Origin of the sequence: Methylobacterium sp. E-025 (assembly GCF_022829705.1) — a bacterium.
Classification (GTDB): Bacteria; Pseudomonadota; Alphaproteobacteria; order Rhizobiales; family Beijerinckiaceae; genus Methylobacterium.
This window is the reverse complement of the sequence record NZ_JAKSYR010000102.1, coordinates 379,420-397,116: the sequence shown is the minus strand read 5'-3', so window position 1 is coordinate 397,116 and position 17,697 is coordinate 379,420. Positions and strand designations below refer to the sequence as shown.

Here is a 17,697-nt window from a genome sequence, read left to right as displayed (position 1 = left end):
CACGGCCGAACGATGCACCATTTCCAGGATCGCGATGGACGCCTGCACGCCGAGGACGTCGACCTGACGGCCCTGGCCGAGCGGGTCGGGACGCCGTTCTACTGCTACAGCACCGCAACCCTGGAGCGGCACTTCCACGTCTTCGCCGAGGCGTTCTCGGGCGACGACGCGCTGGTCTGCTTCGCCATGAAGGCGAACTCCAACCAGGCCGTGTTGGCGACGCTCGCCCGACGGGGCGCCGGCATGGACATCGTCTCCGAGGGCGAGCTGCTCCGCGCGCTTCGGGCCGGGGTCGACGCGCAGAAGGTCGTGTTCTCCGGCGTCGGCAAAACCCGCGACGAGATGGCGGCAGCGCTGAAGGCCGGGATCTACTGCTTCAACGTCGAGAGCGAGCCCGAGCTGCTGGCGCTGTCCGAGGTGGCGACCAGCCTCGGGATCGAGGCGCCGGTCTCGATCCGGGTCAATCCCGACATCGACGCGGGCGGCCACGCCAAGATCTCGACGGGCAAGTACGAGAACAAGTTCGGCATCCCGATCACGCGCGCGCCCGCCGTCTACGCCCTGGCGGCGACCCTTCCGGGCCTCGCGATCCACGGCGTCGACATGCATATCGGCAGCCAGATCACCGATCTCGCGCCGTTCGAGAATGCGGCGCGGCTGCTCGCCGGGCTGGCCGGCCGGTTGATCGCCGAGGGCCATCCGATCCGCCACATCGATTTCGGTGGCGGCCTCGGCATCCCCTATCGCGACGACAACGCAGCGCCGCCGGACCCGGCGGCGCTCGCCGCGACGATCCGCCCGCATTTCGCCCCGCTCGGCCTGCGGCCGGTCTTCGAGATCGGCCGGATGATCGCGGGCAATGCCGGCATCCTGGTCACCCGCGTGGTCTACGTGAAGGAAAGCGAGGGGCGCACCTTCGTCATCGTGGATGCCGCGATGAACGACCTGATCCGGCCGACCCTCTACGAGGCCTATCACGCCCTCCGCCCGGTGGAGGCTCCGGCCGCCGACGCGCCGCGCGTGACGGCGGACGTGGTCGGACCGGTCTGCGAGACCGGCGACTATCTCGCCCTGCAGCGCGAGATGCCGCGGGTCGTCGCCGGCGACCTGATCGCGGTGATGACGGCGGGCGCCTACGGAGCGGTCCAGGCCGGCACCTACAACACCCGCCGCCTCGTGCCCGAGGTGCTGGTCAGCGGTTCGCAGGCGGCGATCGTGCGCCCGCGCCAGAGCTACGACGCGCTGATCGGCCTCGACCGGATGCCCGACTGGCTCGCCTGAGCGCCGGCCGTCGCGTCAGTGTTCCGGTGCTGCCATCGCACCGGGCTTGTCGTGGGTGCCGAGACGTTCGACCAGGGTCGCGCTCGCGCGGTTGAGGCCGACGATCTCGACCGCCCGGCCGTGATGGCGGAACTTCAGCACCACCCGGTCGAGGGCATTGATCGCCGTGATGTCCCAGAAATGCGCCGCCGAAAGGTCGAGCACGATCCGCTCGGCGTCGTCGCGGAAATCGAACGCGCCGTGGAATGCCTCGGCCGTCGCGAAGAACAGCTGCCCGGTGACGACGTAGGTGCGGACCACGCCCTTCCGGCGGCTCTCGACGCGGAAGACGCGGGCGACCTTGCGCGCGAAGAACACGCCCGACAGCAGCACGCCGACGAGGACGCCGCGGGCGAGGTCATGGGTTGCGACCACCACCGCGACGGTGGCGAGCATCACCACGCTGGACGAGCCCGGGTGCCGGGCGAGGTCGCGGATCGAGCGCCAGGAGAAGGTCTGGATCGAGACGAAGATCATCACCGCGACCAGCGCCGCCATCGGGATCTGCCGGACGTAGGCGCCGAGCGCGACGATCAGGAACAGCAGGAAGCAGCCCGCCCACAGGCACGACAGGCGACCGCGGGCGCCGGAGGTGACGTTGATCACCGTCTGCCCGATCATGGCGCAGCCGGCCATGCCGCCGAAGAAGCCCGAGACGATGTTGGCGGTGCCCTGGCCGAGGCATTCCCGGCTCTTGTCGCTGCCGGTATCGGTCATCTCGTCGACGATCGCCGCCGTCATCAGCGATTCGAGCAGGCCGACCACGGCGACCGTGGCGGCGTAGGGCAGGATGATCCGCAAGGTCTCGAAGCTCAGCGGGACCTGCGGCGGCAGGAACGAGGGCAGGCTGCTCGGCAGCGCGCCCATGTCGCCGACCGTGCGAATCGGCAGCGCCAACGCGATCGCGGCGATCGTCAGGACGACGATGCAGATGAGCGGGGAGGGCACCACCCTGGTGAGGCGCGGAAGGCCGTAGATGATCGCCAGCCCGATCGCGACCATCGCGTAGACGGTCGGACCGCGCCCGATCAGCTCGGGCATCTGAGCGAGGAAGATCAGGATCGCGAGGGCATTGACGAAGCCGGTGATCACCGAGCGCGAGACGAAGCGCATCAGGTCGCCCAGCCGCAGCAGGCCGGCGCCGATCTGGATCAGGCCGGCGAGGATCGAGGCGGCCAGCAGGTATTGCAGGCCGTGCTCGCGCACCAGCCCCGCCATCACCAGGGCGGTGGCGCCGGTGGCGGCCGAGATCATCGCCGGCCGTCCGCCGACGATCGCGGTGGTCACCGCGATGCAGAACGAGGCGTAGAGCCCGACCTGCGGATCGACGCCGGCAATGAGCGAGAAGGCGATCGCCTCCGGAATGAGCGCGAGCGCGACGACGGTGCCGGCGAGGAGCTCGCGCGGCACGTGCGGGGCCCATTCGGCCCGCAAGGTTTGAAAGGTCATGCAAAGGATCCGGCCCGCGCCCGCGGAGGGCGGCGTGCGGGCTCATGAGAGACGGGATTTCGACGGGAGACGGTTCGGCGGCCCAAGCACGATGCCCCGTGGAAACGGGGACCGCGGGGCGTCGCGCGCGCTACGGCGGCGTCATCGATGACGGGCGAACGTCTGCCGGAACCATGAGCCCCTGTTAGACAGCGGCACCCGGCCACGCAACCCGCCGCCCGCTCATGCCGGTGCCGCAGCGACGGCGCGCAGATCCGCAACCAGCTCAGCGACGCGCTCACGCTTCGCGTCCCAGGCGAACATGAACCGGGCTCCACCACCGATGAAGGTGTAGAAGCGCCAGCCCCTGCCGCGCAGGCGTTCCATCGTGTCCGCCGGCATCGCCAGGAACACGGCGTTGGCCTGGACCGGGAACATCGGCGCGATGCCGGGCATGTCCGCGACCGCCGCCGCGAAGTCCTGTGCGCAGGCGTTGCCGTGCGCGGCGTTTCTCAGCCACGCCCCGCTCTCCAGCATCCCGACCCAGGGGGCCGAGAGGAAGCGCATCTTCGAGGCGAGCTGCCCCGCCTGCTTGCAACGATAGCCGAAATCCTCGGCCAGTGCGGCGTCGAAGAACACCACCGCCTCGCCGGCATGCATGCCGTTCTTGGTGCCGCCGAAGCAGAGCACGTCGACGCCCGACAGCCACGTCATGTCCGCCGCGCTGCATCCGAGATGGGCGCAGGCGTTGGCGAAGCGGGCCCCGTCCATGTGCAGCGACAGGCCGAGGTCGCGGCAGGTCGCCGAGATCGCCCGCAACTCGGCGAGGGTGTAGACCTGCCCCGTCTCGGTCGGCTGCGTCACCGTCACCACGCGGACCTTCGGGAAGTGGATGTCCTTGCGGTTGGTGGCGAGCGCCCAGATCGCGTCCGGGGTCAGCTTGCCGCTCTCGGTGCGGACCGTGAGCAGCTTCGAGCCGTTCGAGAAGAACTCCGGCGCGCCGCACTCGTCGGTCTCCACGTGGGCGGCGTCGGCACAGATCACGCTGTGGTAGGAGCGGCAGAGCGCGGCCAGCGCCAGCGCGTTGGCGGCCGTGCCGTTGAAGGCGAAGAACACCTCGCAGCGGCTCTCGAACAGGGTGCGGAAGGCATCCGCCGCGCGTGCCGTCCAGGCATCCTCGCCGTAGGCCGGCGCATGCCCGGCATTGGCGGCCGCCATCGCCGCCCAGGCTTCCGGGCAGATGCCGGAATAGTTGTCGCTGGCGAATTGCTGCGCGTCGTCGGTCATCGCTGTCTCTCACCCGTCATGAGCGTCCCTTCGCCAGCCTTGCCGGGACGAGTCCGGCCTGGGATGTCATACCCGACTTAGGACGGCATTGCAGGAGCCGGGCCGGATTGCTGCGCCCGGCATGTCCTGTGCGGGCGGACGACGGCCTTCCCCCCCTGCGTCCGCGCGGTCACACCGCACGCGGATCGACGTCGCGTCGCCAATCCGGTTGGAACTCGCGGGCGCTTGGTGTAAGAGCCTGCCCAAGGTGCAGATTTGGTGCCGAATCGAGACGGTCCGAACCGCGTCCCGCCCGGGCGATCCCCGGGTCCGGGGCGCTGTCGGTTTCCCGCAATGCTCGCGGGCGTCACGCTGACCGCGCCGACCGAATGCCACGTTCAAACCGGTTCTAGAGGATCCACTCCGTTGCAGGTACTCGTTCGCGATAACAACGTCGATCAGGCGCTCCGCGTCCTCAAGAAGAAGATGCAGCGCGAAGGCATCTTCCGCGAGATGAAGCAGCGCAAGGCCTACGAGAAGCCGTCCGTGCGCAAGGCGCGCGAGAAGGCCGAGGCGGTCCGTCGCGCCCGCAAGCAGGCCCGCAAGACCGCGATCCGCGAGGGCCTGATCGCTGCTCCGAAGCCGAAGCCCCGTTTCGGCGCCGGCGCCCCCCGTCGTCCCGGCTTCCCGTCGATGACCCCGTCCGCTCCGGCCAGCGGCGCTCCGGCGGCTTCCGCCGCCGAGTAAGACGATCCGGGCCGCGAGGCCCGTCGATCGCGATCCTCGAAAAAGGCCCGGCCGCCCTTGTGGTCCGGGCTTTTTTCGTTCGTGAAAGGATTTCGGACGACGCCGCGTGCGCCGTCCTCGTATCGGACCGGAACGCGCTCAGGCGGCGCGGGCGGCTTCCGTCGCATGCTCGGCCTGGACCAGCACGTCGAGGGCGCGCCACGGCTTCTGCATGAACACCGCCTGCGCCGGCATCCTCGCATCGCCGCCGGCATCGTAGCCCGAGGTCACCACCACCCGCACGTCCGGCCAGCGGCGCTCGACGGTGCGGGCGAGCGCGAGCCCATCCATGGCGCCCGGCAGGCGAATGTCGGCGAAGAGCAGCGCGACGGTGACGTCGTCGCGCTCCAGGATCGAGATCGCGGCCTCCGCGCTGTCGCAGGCGATCACCCCGAGGTCGGTCTCCTCGAGCACGGCGGCGGCGAGGTTGCGGACCGCGGCATCGTCCTCGACGACAAGGGCGACCGGACAAGGGGAGGGGGCGCGGTCCATGGGACCTCCTTCACGAGATGTTGCGGATGCGGGTTCGATGCCTGACCGGCGACGCGACCTCATGCGTGGGGCGCTGATTCCCGGATGAGCCATGCTGCGCCGTCCGAAGCCGGGTAACAAGAGTCCGAATTCGTCTCAAGCGCATGCCTGCGTTGCGACCGGTTTGGCGAGGATCCGTTCAGGAGCGCACAAACTCCGTGCATGCTGCAGTGCGTTAGCGAACTGTTCATCATCGACAACGAAATGTTACGGTTCGGCGATGGCGCGGCACCGGGCTTGCCCGAGGGCAGACTGGGTAAGGTTCGCGCCAGCGCGATCAGCAAGAGGTTGGCCCCAACCATGTGCCGCTTCCTGGCCTATAGCGGTGAGCCGGTTTTCCTGTCGGACCTCGTCTGCGCGCCGACGCACTCGCTCGTGCATCAATCGTTGCACGCCGAGCAGGGGAAGACCGAGACCAACGGCGACGGCTTCGGCCTCGGTTGGTACGGCGAACGACCGGAGCCGGGCGTCTATCGCGACATCTCGCCCGCGTGGTCGGACGAGAACCTCGTCAACCTGTGCGGGCAGGTCCGCGCCCGGACCTTCTTCGCGCACGTGCGCGCCTCCACCGGGACGGCGACCGCGCGGACCAACTGCCACCCCTTCGTGAACGGCCGGCACCTGTTCATGCACAACGGTCAGATCGGCGGATATCTGCGGATCAAGCGCCGCCTCGAGGCGCTGATCCCGGACGCCCTGTACGACGGGCGTCGCGGCAGCACCGACTCCGAGGCCCTTTTCCTGCTCGCCCTCTCCAACGGCCTTGCCGAGGACCCGATCGGCGCCATGGCCGAGACCTTGGCCACCGTGCGCGACCTGATGAAGGCGGCCGGCATCACCGAGCCGCTGCGCTTCACCGCGCTGCTGACCGACGGCGACGAGCTCATCGCCTATCGGTGGGCCTGCGATGCGCGGCCCCCGAGCCTGTACTATCGCCAGACCGAGGCCGGCCTGGTCGTGGTCTCCGAGCCGATCGACGGCGCCAAGGACGGCTGGCAGGTCGTGCCGAAGGGCGGCACGCTGCGCGCGCGCCGCGGGGGCCCCGTCACGGTGAAGGGCTCGGAGCCGGTCAAGCGCAGCATCGCCGCCTGAGCCGGACATCCCGGCCGGTTCGTTCCCGCCGGCGCCTTGCCCCCGGCGACGTCGAGCGCGACATTGCCTCAGTCGCCGGCCCATCGCGGCCGGCCGGGCAGGGATCGCAGGGCCGACATGTATCCGGACGTGACGCTTCACATCGCCGGCGCCTGGGTCGCCGGCTCGGGCGGCGAGACGCTGCCGGTGCTCAACCCCGCCACCGGCGAGACCATCGGGCGATGCGCCGTCGCCACCCGGGACGACCTCGACCGGGCGCTCGAGGCCGCCGCGCGCGGCTTCGCGCAGTGGCGCAAGGTCTCGGTTTTCGATCGCGGCAAGGTGCTGCGCCGGGCCGCCGACCTGCTGCGGGAGCGCGCCGACGCCATCGCCCGGATCATGACGCTGGAGCAGGGCAAGCCCCTCGCCGAGGCGTGCATCGAGACGATGGCCGCGGCCGACGTCACCGATTGGTTCGCCGAGGAAGGCAAGCGCGCCTACGGCCGGGTGATCCCGCCCCGCGGCGACGGGGTGCTGCAGTTCGTGGTGCGCGAGCCGGTCGGGCCGGTGGCCTGCTTCACCCCGTGGAACTTCCCGATCAACCAGGCCGTCCGCAAGATCGCCGCCGCGCTCTGCACCGGCAACCCGGTGATCCTCAAGGGACCCGAGGACACGCCGGCGAGCTGCGCCGAGCTGGTGCGCGCCTACCTCGATGCTGGCGTGCCAGGCGATTGCCTCGCGCTGGTCTACGGCGATCCGGCGACGATCTCGTCGTACCTGATCCCGCATCCGGTGATCCGGAAGATCTCGTTCACCGGCTCGACCGTGGTCGGCAAGCAGCTTGCGGCCCTGGCCGGCCAGCACATGAAGCGGGCGACGATGGAGCTCGGCGGCCACGCGCCGGCGATCGTCTTCGGCGATGCCGATGTCGAGAAGGCGGTGGCGGTTCTCGGCGCCAACAAGTTCCGCAACGCCGGCCAGGTCTGCGTCGCGCCGACCCGCTTCCTCGTCCACGATTCGGTGTTCGACCGCTTCGTCGACGGCTTCACCGACCTCGCCTCCAACCTGAAGGTCGGCGACGGCCTCGATCCCGAGACGAAGATGGGGCCCCTAATCCACGGGCGGCGCCTGGAGGCGATGGAAGCGCTGGTCGCCGATGCCAACGCGCAGGGCGCCACGCTGCGCACCGGCGGCAAGCGCATCGGCAACCGCGGCAACTTCTTCGAGCCGACGGTGCTGACCGACCTGCCGCTGACGTCCCGGATCATGAACGAGGAGCCGTTCGGCCCCGTCGCGGCGATCCAGCGCTTCTTTGACGACGCGGAAGCCTACGCGGAGGCCAACCGCCTGCCCTACGGCTTGGCGGCCTACGCCTACACCCGCTCGTCGGAGCAGGCGACGCGGGTGTCGAGCATGGTCGAGAGCGGCATGGTCTCGATCAACCACCACGGCATCGCCCTGCCGGAGACGCCCTTCGGCGGGGTGAAGGAATCCGGCTACGGCAGCGAGGGCGGCTCCGAAGCGCTGGACGGCTACCTCGCCACCAAGTTCGTCACGCAGGCGAATTTCTAGGCTTCGAAGGCAGGTTCACCGCGTCTTCTCTCCCCTTTCGCGGGGGAGGGAAGGGCGCGCTGATGCCCTCAATAATGCGGCGGTGGGGGCTCGGCGCCGCCGGCAGCCGTGCGAGCGCCCGCCTCCTCGACGCGCTCGATCAGCGATTCCACCTGCCGCCGCAGCCGGTCGATCAGCCGCCACTGCTCGGTGACGGTGCGGTTGAGGTCGTCGATGGTCGCGTCCTGCTCGGTGAGGCGCATCTCGAGATGGTCGATGCGGGCGGACTCGCTCATCGCGGGATCGCTCATCGCAGGGCCTCCGGCGGATGGTCGGGCCGCTCGGCCAGCGCCGGCCCCAGCGCGATGCGGCCGTCGAAGACGAAGCAGTCGCCGGTCCAGCGGCTCTTGGCCTCCGGCACGGTCTCGAGGTATTTCAGGATGCCGCCCTGGAGCAGATGGACGTGCGCGAACCCGCGCGCCTTGAGGTAGGCGCCGGCCTTCTCGCAGCGGATGCCGCCGGTGCAGAACAGGGCGACCTCGGTGCAGGAGTCGAGCGTCTCCGCGAACGCGCGAAACTCGCCGAAGCGCGACAGACCGGGATCGACCGCGCCCGCGAACGTGCCGAGCGCCACCTCGAACCGGTTGCGAGTGTCGACCGCCACCACCCCCGGCCGGTCGAGCAGCGCGTTCCAGTCCTCGGGCGCGACGTAGGTCCCGACCCCGTCGGCCGGGTCGGTGGCGCCGCCGTCGAAGGTCACGATCTCCGGCTTGCGCTTCACCTTCATCCGCGCGAACGGTGGCGCCTCGGCCGTCGACAGCTTGCATTCGAGCCGATCGAGGCGTCCGCCGAACAGGTCGGGCCCGTTCAGGGCGGGGAGGAACGCCGCGATCGCCTCGGCCGAGCCCGCCACCGTGCCGTTGATGCCTTCGTGCGCCAGCAGGAGCGTGCCGGTCAGGCCGAGGTCTTTGCACAAGCCCTCGATCACCGGCGCGAGCGTTGCGGCATCGGGGAGGGGGACGAACTGGTAGAGGGTGGCGACGGTTTGGAGCATGGCGCGGGTTTAGCAGGGCCTCGCTATCCGGGGAATTCACACGCGGTCCGCCATTCCCGTCCTCGACTCATCCTGAGGTGCCCGCGTCAGCGGGCGTCGAAGGAGGCCTCCAGAACCCTCGGTGTGACCTGGAGGCCCCCGCTGGGCTTCGACGCCTCAGGATGCAGTGGTTTGACGGAGGTCTGAAGCTCGATCACTTGACGACCGGGTGAGCCCCTGCTCAATGCGCCTCCTCCCAGTTCTCCGCTGCCCGCGCCTCGACCACCAGCGGCACGTGGAGCGTGAGCGCCGGAGCCGGGGCCTCTTCCATGATGCGCTTGATCACCGGGATCGCGCGATCCACCTCGGCCTCGTTCGTCTCGAACACCAGCTCGTCGTGCACCTGCAGCAGCATGCGGACGTTCAGGCGCTCGGCGGTGAGCGCCGCCTCCATCCGGGTCATCGCCCGGCGGATGATGTCGGCGGCGGTGCCCTGGATCGGGGCGTTGATCGCCTGCCGCTCGACGCTGGCGCGCTCGGACGGGTTGTTGGAGCGAATCTGCGGGTAGTGGCAGACGCGGCCGAACAGGGTTGTGACGTAGCCCTTGTCGCGGCAGGCGCGCTTGGTGGTGTCGATGTAGTCGCGGATGCCGGGGAAGCGCTCGAAATACTGCTTGATGAACAGGCTCGCCTCCTCGCGGCCGATGCCGAGGCGATCGGCGAGCCCGAAGGCCGAGATGCCGTAGATGATGCCGAAGTTGATGGTTTTGGCCCGCCGCCGCAGGTCCGGCGTCATCTCGGAGAGCGGCACGCCGAACATGGCGCTCGCGGTCGCCGCATGGATGTCGATGCCGTCGGCGAAGGCCTGCCGCAGCTGCGGGATGTCGGCCATGTGGGCGAGCAGGCGCAGCTCGATCTGGCTGTAGTCGGCCGAGATCAGGCGGTTGCCGGGGTCGGCGACGAAGGCGCGGCGGATGCGGCGCCCCTCCTCGGTGCGGATCGGGATGTTCTGCAGGTTCGGGTCCGAGGAGGACAGCCGTCCGGTGGTGGTGGCGGCGAGCGAGAACGAGGTGTGGACCCGGTTGGTGTCGCGGTCGGCGTGCTCTTGCAGCGAGTCGGTGTAGGTAGACTTCAGCTTGGCCAGCTGGCGCCAGTTGAGAATCTTCTTCGGAAGGTCGTGCCCGGCCTGGGCCAGCTCCTCGAGCAGGGTCGCTGGCGTCGCCCATTGGCCGGACGGCGTCTTCTTGGCGCCGGGCAGGCCCATCTTGCCGAACAGGATGTCGCCGATCTGCTTCGGTGAGGAAACCTGGAAGCGCTCGCCGGCAATCTCCTGGATCTCCTCTTCGAGACGCGCCAGGATCTGCGAGAAGTCGCCCGACAGCCGCGAGAGCATGTTGCGGTCGACGCGGATGCCGTGCTGCTCCATCCGGGCGATTACCGCGATCAGGGGCCGTTCCAGGGTCTCGTAGACGGCGAGCCGCCGCTCGGCGACGAGGCGGGGCTTCATCATCCGCCACAGCCGCAGCGTCACGTCGGCATCCTCGGCCGCGTAGGCGGTGGCCCGGTCGAGCGGCACCCGGTCGAAGGTGACCTTGGCCTTGCCGGTGCCGGCCACGTCCGAGAAGGTGATCGGCTGGTGGCCGAGATGGCGCTTGGCGAGTTCGTCCATGCCGTGCCCGCCCTTGCCGGCATCGAGCACGTAGGAGATCAGCATGGTGTCGTCACACGGCGCCACGGTGATGCCGTAGCGCTGGAACACGAGCCAATCGTATTTCAGGTTCTGCGCCACCTTGAGCACGCTCGGGCTCTCGAGCAGCGGCCTCAGCCGACTGAGCGCGGCGTCGCGGTCGATCTGCGAAGGCAGCGGCTCCACGAGATCGGACGCCGTCGCCCCGCCGCCGAACAGGTCGTCGGCGTTCGGCGCGGCCTCGACCGCGCGGACATGGGCAAGGGGGATGTAGGCGGCGCGCCCCGGCGCGAAGCAGAGCGACACGCCGACGAGGTTGGCGTGGTGCGCATCGAGCGAGTCGGTCTCGGTGTCGACTGCGATCACGCCGACCTCGTGCGCTTCGGCGATCCAGGCATCGAGATGCTCGAGCGAGAGGATCGTCTCGTAGGCGCTGGTGTCGAACGGCTTGCTCGCCTCCGCCGCGCGCGCCGCGACGAGGTTCGACGGCGTCGGATCGGACGGGCCGCGGGCTTTGGGCGCGGCGTCCGGCAGGCCGAGATCGGCGAAGGGGTCGATCTCGGCGCCATCCCCGGCCGCGGCTGCGGCGTCGGAGAAGGGGGCGTCGTCGCCCGGGACATGGCCCGGGAGCAGGCGCGGATCGGGCTTCACCGCTTCCGGGTCGACATGCAGCATCGCGGCGATGCGCCGGGTCAGCGTGTTGAACTCCATCGCCTTGAGGAAGCCGACGAGCTTTTCCGGGTCGGGCTTGGGCAGGCGCAGGTCGTCGAGCGCCACCGGCACGTCGACGTCCTCGACCAGGGCCACGAGCCGGCGCGAGAGCCGCGCCTGCTCGATGCCGGCGAGCAGCATCTCGCGGCGCTTGGGCTGCTTGATCTCGCCCGCCCGCTCCAGCAGCTGCTCGAGGCTGCCGTATTCCTTGATCAAGGCCGCCGCGGTCTTCAGGCCGATGCCGGGCACGCCGGGCACGTTGTCGGAGGTGTCGCCGATCAGCGCCAGCGCGTCGCCGATCTGGTTCGGCTGCAGGCCTTCCCACTTCGCGACGATCGCCGCCTCGTCGAGGTTGCGCTCGGGGCGGTGGCCCGGCTTGCCCTTGGAGCCGGATTCGAAATCGTAGAACCGAACCAGCGGCCCGACGAGCTGCATCAGGTCCTTGTCGGACGAGACGATGATGACGCCGGCGCCCCGCGCCTCGGCCTGCCGGGCATAGGTGGCGATCAGGTCGTCGGCCTCGTAGCGCTCCATCTCGATCGCATGCAGGCCGAAGGCGCGCACCGCGTCGCGCATCAGCGGCATCTGCCGCTTCAGGTCGTCCGGCGCGTCGGGGCGGTGGCCCTTGTAGTCGGAGTAGAGCTCCTTGCGGAACGAGCCCTCCGACTTGTCGAAGACGATGCCGAGATGGGTCGGGCAGATGCCGGCCGCGCCCTCCTGAACAAACTGCGCGATCTTGGTGCAGAACAGCCGCACGGCTCCGGTCGGCAGCCCGTCCGAGGGCCGAAAGTTGAATTTCTCCGGCTGGTTTATCGCCTGGAAGTAGGCCCGGAAGATGAACGACGACCCGTCCACCAGGATCACCTGATCGCCGGGGCCGACGGGGGAAGGAAGCGTCTCGTCGGTCATGGTGCGCGGACATCTCGGCGAACGGGAGAACAGAGGATCACGCAGCCGGATCCTGATGCGCCTCGAGCTCGGCGCGGCAGACCACAGCGATCTCCATCAGCGGCTCGTGGACGGTCCTCCATACGATGTCCAGCGCGACACGATGGTAGGCGTGGCGATAGAAGTTGCCCGTATCTGCGACGTCCTGCCAGGGGATGTGCGGATGCCGGGCTTTGAATGCCGCTCCGAGGCGTCGGCTCGCCTCGGACACGATCTCGATGCAGCGGATCACCGCGTAATTCGTCCGCAGATCGGCGGCGAAAGCCTCGTAGGGCATGCCGTCGATGAAGTCGCGGGCGGCCTGAACGTTGGCGACGATATCGACGCAGGCGTCCGATTCACGCTCAGAAAGCACGGACAGCATCCCGCTCGGCGCGCGAGAGAATGTGCGGCTTCAACGTCTCGCGATTGGCGACGTCGACGGGGATCGGGAACAGGCTCCCGATGGCTCGGCAAATCCCGACGTAGTTGAAGGCATCTCGTACCGCCCGCGCGTCGATCTCGATCATCACGTCGAGGTCGCTGCCTGCATGGTTCTCGCCCCGCGCGACCGAGCCGAACACCGCGGCATGCCGCACGCCGAGGCGTTGCAGCTCCGGCTCATGCGCACGCAGGATATCGATGGCGGCGTCGCGATCCATGGACCGACCCTACTGCGGATCCGACCTTCGCGGAACGCGCCTCAGGTCGCAGCCCCCACCGTATCCGCCATCTTCGCCCGCCGCGTGCCGAGCGGCTGCGGCGCCCCGACCGTGGTGTCGTGGACGGTCTGGTGCTCCATCTCGGCATTCACCTCCGCGCCGAGCAGCACGATCACCGTCGAGATCCAGATCCAGGTCATGAACCCGATCACGGCGCCGAGCGAGCCGTAGGTGTCGTTGTACTTGCCGAAGTTCGCCACGTACCACGAGAAGCCGAGGGAGCCGGCGAGCCAGGCGAAGGCGGCGATCGCGCTGCCCCACGTCACCCAGCGCCAGCGCGGCGCGTCGCGGCAGGGGCCGTAGCGGTAGAGCAGGGCGAGGCCGCCGAGGACGGCGACGAACAGGGCGGGCCAGCGCAGCAGCGCCAGGTACCACGCGTCCGCCGACAGGCCGACCGTGTTGAACACCACCGGCAACACCACGATCGCCCCGAGCGCCAGGATGATGAACAGCAGCGCGCCCGCGGTGAAGGCGAGGGACCGCAGGTTCAGCCAGACGAAGTTTCGCGTCTCGCGCTCCTCGTAGACGATGTTGAGCGCGTCGAAGACCGCCTTCATGCCGCCATTGGCGCTCCAGACCGAGAGCAGGATGCCGGTGAAGAACGTGACGCCGAGGGTCGTGTCGCCCTTGGCCGCGATGCGCTTGACCTGCTCGCCGACGATGTCGATCGCGCCGGAGGGCATCACCCCCTGGAGGCTGGCGAGGTGGTCGTTGATCGTGGCGACGTCGGCGAAGAGGCCGTAGCAGGACACCAGCGCCGCCACGGCCGGGAAGATCGCGAGCAGCACGTAGAAGGTGACGCCGGCCGCGACCGAGACCAGGCGATTCTCCTTCAGGTCGCGGAACACGCGCAGCCCGACATCCTTCCAGCCGCTTTTGGGTATCTCGGAGGGGGTGCTCGCCTGCCGGCCGCGGTCCGACTCGGTTTGCGCCACCGCCCGGGCGTCGCCGCCGGAATGCGAGGGCGAGGGTGCACGGGGACCGTCCAGGGCCGGCGCGGGCCGGTCTCCGCCGCGCCGATACGGCAGCGCGGCGATGCCGACGAGGGTGGCGGCGAGCGCCAGCGTCCACACGGCGGAATGGCGCTCGTCCAGTCCGTCTGCGCTATGGTTTCGGTCGGTCATCAATGGTCCCGTCGCGATGGCCGTCTACGAGACGGCGCGTCGCGACGACAACCGGTGGTCGCAAGGAGTGGTTTCCTCGGACGACGGGCGAATTCTCAGGCTGCCCCGTGCTATTTCACCTGAACACTGTCCACGACCTCGCGAAATTTGGCGAGCGTGCCCTCGCGCTGGTCCTCGCGCACCACCCCGAGGGCGCGGAGATAGCCGTCCGGCGCGAAGCGGATCGTCTGGGAGACGACGACCGGCGTGTTCGTCGGCATGTCGGTGGCGCGCGCCACGATCTCGTGCCAATCGGTTCCGTTGGAGCGGTAGCTCTGCGAGCGCTCGATCACGAAATCCTTCATGGTCTGGTTGGAGTACAGCGCGGCCTTGGCGAAGCCGTCGCGCTGCTCGGCCGTCGGCGGCTGCTGCACCGCCTGAGCCAGCACCAGGATCGGCTGCTCGAGGTTGCTCATCTGGTCCTTCGGTCCCTGCGTCAGCAGCACCGAGTTGCCGGCGAGCACGCGCAGCGGGCGGAACCCCGCCGGATCGGCGATGCGGAAGGGCAGCGCGTCGACCTGCTGCGCCAGCGTCAGCGCCGGCCGGATCGTCACGCCGGTGACGAGGCTGCGCATGGTCTTCTCGGTCTCGGCATCGGGCAGCGCCTGCCCGATGATCAGGCCGGTGACGGTCGGATCGCCGACGAGCAGCAGCCACTTGCGGACCGTCGGCGTGGCGCTGCCCGGTTCGCCCGGCTGCGAGCCGGTGAACAGCATGCCGTCGGCCTCGCCGATCTTCACCGGCTCGCGGGTCTCGACGGCGAAGCCCTGGTTCTTCAGGTTGGCGTCGGTGAAGGTCTGCACGAGGTCGGCGAAGGCGGTCGCCGGCAGCTCGACCACCGAGAGCGTCGCCCCGCCCTCCTTGCGCTCGAAGCCGGAGAAGCGGCGCGAGGGCGACATGTCGGAGGGCGGCTCGAACCCGAAGCGCGAGCCCGCGGGATAGACCGGCTCGGCGGCCGACGCCGGCCCCGCATCGAAGCCGAGCACCAGGGCAAGCAGCGCGAGGGCGGACAGACGGGGGCGCAGGCGCATCGAACCAGGATCTCCACAATCCGGAACGGCGCCGGACCGGATGCGATGCGTCGGCCCGCGGCCGGGTCCTGTCAAGCGGACGCGTTCACGCGTCTGCCCGGAAGCTGGACCTGCGGGCCTTGGCGCGAACTTCGAACCAGGCGCCTGTCTGCATGAGTCCGCATCAACCAGGGCCCTTCGCGTTCAAGGCGCCCTCGTCACCCGCCGCAGGGTCAGGTTGCAGCGGCCGCCCGGGGGCAGGAAGGGCGGGTCCGGGTCTTCCGCCACCGACAGCAGGTCGCCGCCCGCGACGATGCGGTCGACGCCGTGGTGGATGAGGCGGGAGGGGCCGCCGATCACCAGGGCGTCGCCGGCCGTCAGGCGGATCGAGCGGGTCGGGTCGGAGCGCTTCGGGCCGCCGTAGCGGAACACCGCCGCCGCGCCCAGCGACAGGGACACGACCGCGGCCGTCAGGTCGTCCTCGTCGCGGTCCTGGTGCAGGCCCATGCGGGCGCCCGGCGCGTAGAGGTTGATCAGGCAGGCCTCGGGCGGGCGGGGATGATCGGCGAGCGCGCCCCAGGCGGCGCGTGCGGTCGCGGGCATCGCCGGCCAGGGGTCGCCGGTCTCGGGATGATCCGGCTGGTAGCGGTATCCGGCGACGTCCGAGACCCAGCCGAGCGGGCCGGCATTCGACATCCGCACCGAGAACGGTTTTCCCGTGCGCGGCATCCGCGGCATCCGCGGCGTGAACGGCGGCGCGGCCGCCAGCACGGTCGCGATCTCGTCGGCGAGGCGCCGCCGGGCCGCCGCATCGAGCCAGCCGGGATGGTGGATCAGGCCCGGCGCGAGTTCGACCGCCACGCGCTGCGCGTCACGCGTCGTCGATGTCGCGTTCCAGCACCGTCTTCGAGGCGACGGTGGTGTCGGCCTTGAGGCGGTAGACGAGCGGCACGCCGGTGGCGATCTCCAGGCCGGCGATGGTCGTGGTGTTGAGCCGGTCGAGCACCATCACCAGGGCGCGGAGCGAGTTGCCGTGGGCGGCCACGAGCACCCGGTCGCCGGCCATCACGCGGGGCAGGATCGTCTCGATATAGTAGGGCAGCACCCGGGCCGCGGTGTCCTTCAGGCTCTCGCCGCCGGGCGGCGGGATATCGTAGGAGCGGCGCCACTGGTGCACCTGCTCGGCCCCCCAGCGCGCCTTGGCGTCTTCCTTGTTGAGGCCGGACAGGTCGCCGTAATCGCGCTCGTTCAACGCCTCCGAGCGGATCGTCTCGATCTCGGACAGGCCCATCTCGCCGAGCATCAGCTTGCAGGTCCGCTGCGCCCGCCCGAGGTTCGAGGTGAACGCCACGTCGAAGCCGTAGCCCTCGCTCTTCAGCCAGCGCCCGGCCTTGTGCGCCTCGTCGACGCCGCGCTCGGTGAGGTCCGGGTTGCGCCAGCCGGTGAAGAGGTTCTTGAGGTTCCACTCGCTCTGGCCGTGGCGAGCGAGGACGAGCAAGCGGTCCATCGGGGTCCGGTCTTTCTGGGGAGGCGCCCGATCGGGCAGGTCGCTGCGGCTCCTACCAGAGCCGGGCCGAGGCCCCAAGCGCGGGCCGACCACCCGCGCCCGTCCGTGGTCGAGCGTAGCCTTACAGCCCGAGCACGTCTGTCATGCTGTAGAGGCCCGGCGGCTTCGGATGCGCCCAGAGCGCCGCCTTCACCGCTCCGGCCGCGAACAGGCTGCGATCTTCGGCGTGGTGCGAGAGGGTGATGCGCTCGCCGGCGCCGGCGAACATCACCGAATGGTCGCCAACGACGCTGCCGCCGCGCAGCGTCGCGAAGCCGATGTCGCCGGCCCGGCGCGCGCCGGTATGGCCGTCCCGGGTCGAGACGCGGACGTCGGCGAGGTCGACGCCGCGGCCTGCCGCGGCGGCCTCCCCGAGCAGCAGGGCGGTGCCGGAGGGCGCGTCCACCTTCATGCGGTGGTGCATCTCGGCGATCTCGATGTCGAATTCCGGCCCCAGGGCGGCGGCGACCCGCTGCACCAGGGCGGCGAGCAGGTTGACCCCGAGCGACATGTTGCCGGAGCGCACGATGCGGGCGTGGTAGGCGGCGGCCCGGAGCTTGGCGAGGTCGTCCTCCGACAAGCCGGTGGTGCCGACCACGTGGACGATGCGGGCCTGCGCCGCGAGCTCGGCGAACTGCACCGTCGCCGCCGGGACGGTGAAATCGAGCACGCCGTCGCTGGCCGCGAACGCCGTCAGCGGGTCGTCGGTGACGGGCACGCCGAGCGGGTGGAGGCCGGCGAGCGTCCCGGCATCGTGGCCGATCGCGTCCGAGCCTTCGCGCTCGATCGCGGCCGAGAGCGTGCAGCCCTCGGCTTCCGCCACCGCGCGGATCAGCATCCGCCCCATGCGCCCGTCGGCGCCCACCACCACCAGCCGCATCGTCTTCGCCGTCCTTCGATCCGAGGATCACGGGTATAGGCTCGGTGCCGGCCTGCCAACCCGAT

At 70.0% G+C, this 17,697-nt stretch carries 17 protein-coding genes; 4 read left to right on the top strand and 13 right to left on the bottom strand.

Annotated features, from left to right (window positions below; translation table 11 throughout):
- Positions 1–12: 12 nt before the first annotated feature.
- Entirely contained in the window at positions 13–1,281 is a 1,269-nt protein-coding gene (gene lysA, locus MKK64_RS14090; RefSeq protein WP_243935528.1) for a diaminopimelate decarboxylase, read from the top strand.
- 15 nt (positions 1,282–1,296) lie between these two features.
- Here the strand turns inward: lysA and MKK64_RS14085 are convergent, their stop codons facing one another.
- Both MKK64_RS14085 and MKK64_RS14080 read right to left on the bottom strand, forming a co-directional pair.
- Complete coding sequence (locus MKK64_RS14085; RefSeq protein ID WP_243935527.1) at positions 1,297–2,769, bottom strand: SulP family inorganic anion transporter; 1,473 nt, start codon at positions 2,767–2,769, stop codon at positions 1,297–1,299.
- Positions 2,770–2,991: 222 nt separating this feature from the next.
- Positions 2,992–4,035: a threonine aldolase family protein gene (locus tag MKK64_RS14080; RefSeq protein WP_243935526.1), complete on the bottom strand. Its 1,044-nt coding sequence runs from the start codon at positions 4,033–4,035 to the stop codon at positions 2,992–2,994.
- A 405-nt stretch (positions 4,036–4,440) separates the two neighbouring features.
- Between MKK64_RS14080 and rpsU the strand changes: the two genes are divergently transcribed.
- On the top strand, positions 4,441–4,761 hold the full coding sequence (gene rpsU, locus MKK64_RS14075) for a 30S ribosomal protein S21 (protein WP_243935599.1): 321 nt from the start codon (positions 4,441–4,443) through the stop codon (positions 4,759–4,761).
- A 138-nt stretch (positions 4,762–4,899) separates the two neighbouring features.
- Here rpsU and MKK64_RS14070 read toward each other — a convergent pair whose 3' ends face one another.
- Complete coding sequence (locus tag MKK64_RS14070; RefSeq protein WP_147725038.1) at positions 4,900–5,292, bottom strand: response regulator; 393 nt, start codon at positions 5,290–5,292, stop codon at positions 4,900–4,902.
- Positions 5,293–5,631: 339 nt separating this feature from the next.
- Between MKK64_RS14070 and MKK64_RS14065 the strand changes: the two genes are divergently transcribed.
- Positions 5,632–6,423 (top strand): class II glutamine amidotransferase, encoded by a 792-nt coding sequence (locus MKK64_RS14065; protein ID WP_243935524.1) that lies wholly within the window; start codon positions 5,632–5,634, stop codon positions 6,421–6,423.
- Between the two features lie 117 nt (positions 6,424–6,540).
- A complete protein-coding gene (locus MKK64_RS14060; RefSeq protein WP_243935523.1) occupies positions 6,541–7,974 on the top strand; it encodes an NAD-dependent succinate-semialdehyde dehydrogenase in 1,434 nt (477 codons plus the stop codon).
- A gap of 68 nt (positions 7,975–8,042) precedes the next feature.
- Here the strand turns inward: MKK64_RS14060 and MKK64_RS14055 are convergent, their stop codons facing one another.
- From MKK64_RS14055 to dapB, 10 genes are all read right to left on the bottom strand, one after another.
- Positions 8,043–8,264 (bottom strand): SlyX family protein, encoded by a 222-nt coding sequence (locus tag MKK64_RS14055; RefSeq protein WP_409567949.1) that lies wholly within the window; start codon positions 8,262–8,264, stop codon positions 8,043–8,045.
- Positions 8,261–9,007, bottom strand: a complete 747-nt coding sequence (locus MKK64_RS14050) for a rhodanese-like domain-containing protein (RefSeq protein ID WP_243935522.1) — start codon at positions 9,005–9,007, stop codon at positions 8,261–8,263. The genes MKK64_RS14055 and MKK64_RS14050 overlap by 4 nt, the downstream gene beginning before the upstream one ends.
- Positions 9,008–9,227: 220 nt before the next feature.
- Positions 9,228–12,293 (bottom strand): DNA polymerase I, encoded by a 3,066-nt coding sequence (gene polA / locus MKK64_RS14045; RefSeq protein WP_243935521.1) that lies wholly within the window; start codon positions 12,291–12,293, stop codon positions 9,228–9,230.
- 37 nt (positions 12,294–12,330) lie between these two features.
- On the bottom strand, positions 12,331–12,696 hold the full coding sequence (locus MKK64_RS14040) for a DUF86 domain-containing protein (protein ID WP_243935520.1): 366 nt from the start codon (positions 12,694–12,696) through the stop codon (positions 12,331–12,333).
- Positions 12,677–12,973, bottom strand: a complete 297-nt coding sequence (locus tag MKK64_RS14035; RefSeq protein WP_243935519.1) for a nucleotidyltransferase family protein — start codon at positions 12,971–12,973, stop codon at positions 12,677–12,679. Before MKK64_RS14035 ends, MKK64_RS14040 begins: the two co-directional genes overlap by 20 nt.
- A 41-nt stretch (positions 12,974–13,014) precedes the next feature.
- Entirely contained in the window at positions 13,015–14,157 is a 1,143-nt protein-coding gene (locus MKK64_RS14030; protein WP_243935518.1) for a YihY/virulence factor BrkB family protein, read from the bottom strand.
- A 110-nt stretch (positions 14,158–14,267) separates the two neighbouring features.
- On the bottom strand, positions 14,268–15,227 hold the full coding sequence (locus MKK64_RS14025; protein ID WP_147841219.1) for a hypothetical protein: 960 nt from the start codon (positions 15,225–15,227) through the stop codon (positions 14,268–14,270).
- 183 nt (positions 15,228–15,410) lie between these two features.
- Positions 15,411–16,067 carry an alpha-ketoglutarate-dependent dioxygenase AlkB gene (locus MKK64_RS14020; protein WP_243935517.1) on the bottom strand — a complete coding sequence of 219 codons (657 nt, stop codon included), beginning with the start codon at positions 16,065–16,067 and terminating at the stop codon, positions 15,411–15,413.
- A 10-nt stretch (positions 16,068–16,077) separates the two neighbouring features.
- Positions 16,078–16,713 carry a 2,3-bisphosphoglycerate-dependent phosphoglycerate mutase gene (locus MKK64_RS14015; RefSeq protein ID WP_147725019.1) on the bottom strand — a complete coding sequence of 212 codons (636 nt, stop codon included), beginning with the start codon at positions 16,711–16,713 and terminating at the stop codon, positions 16,078–16,080.
- 121 nt (positions 16,714–16,834) lie between these two features.
- Entirely contained in the window at positions 16,835–17,632 is a 798-nt protein-coding gene (gene dapB / locus MKK64_RS14010; protein ID WP_147841221.1) for a 4-hydroxy-tetrahydrodipicolinate reductase, read from the bottom strand.
- Between the last annotated feature and the right edge of the window lie 65 nt (positions 17,633–17,697).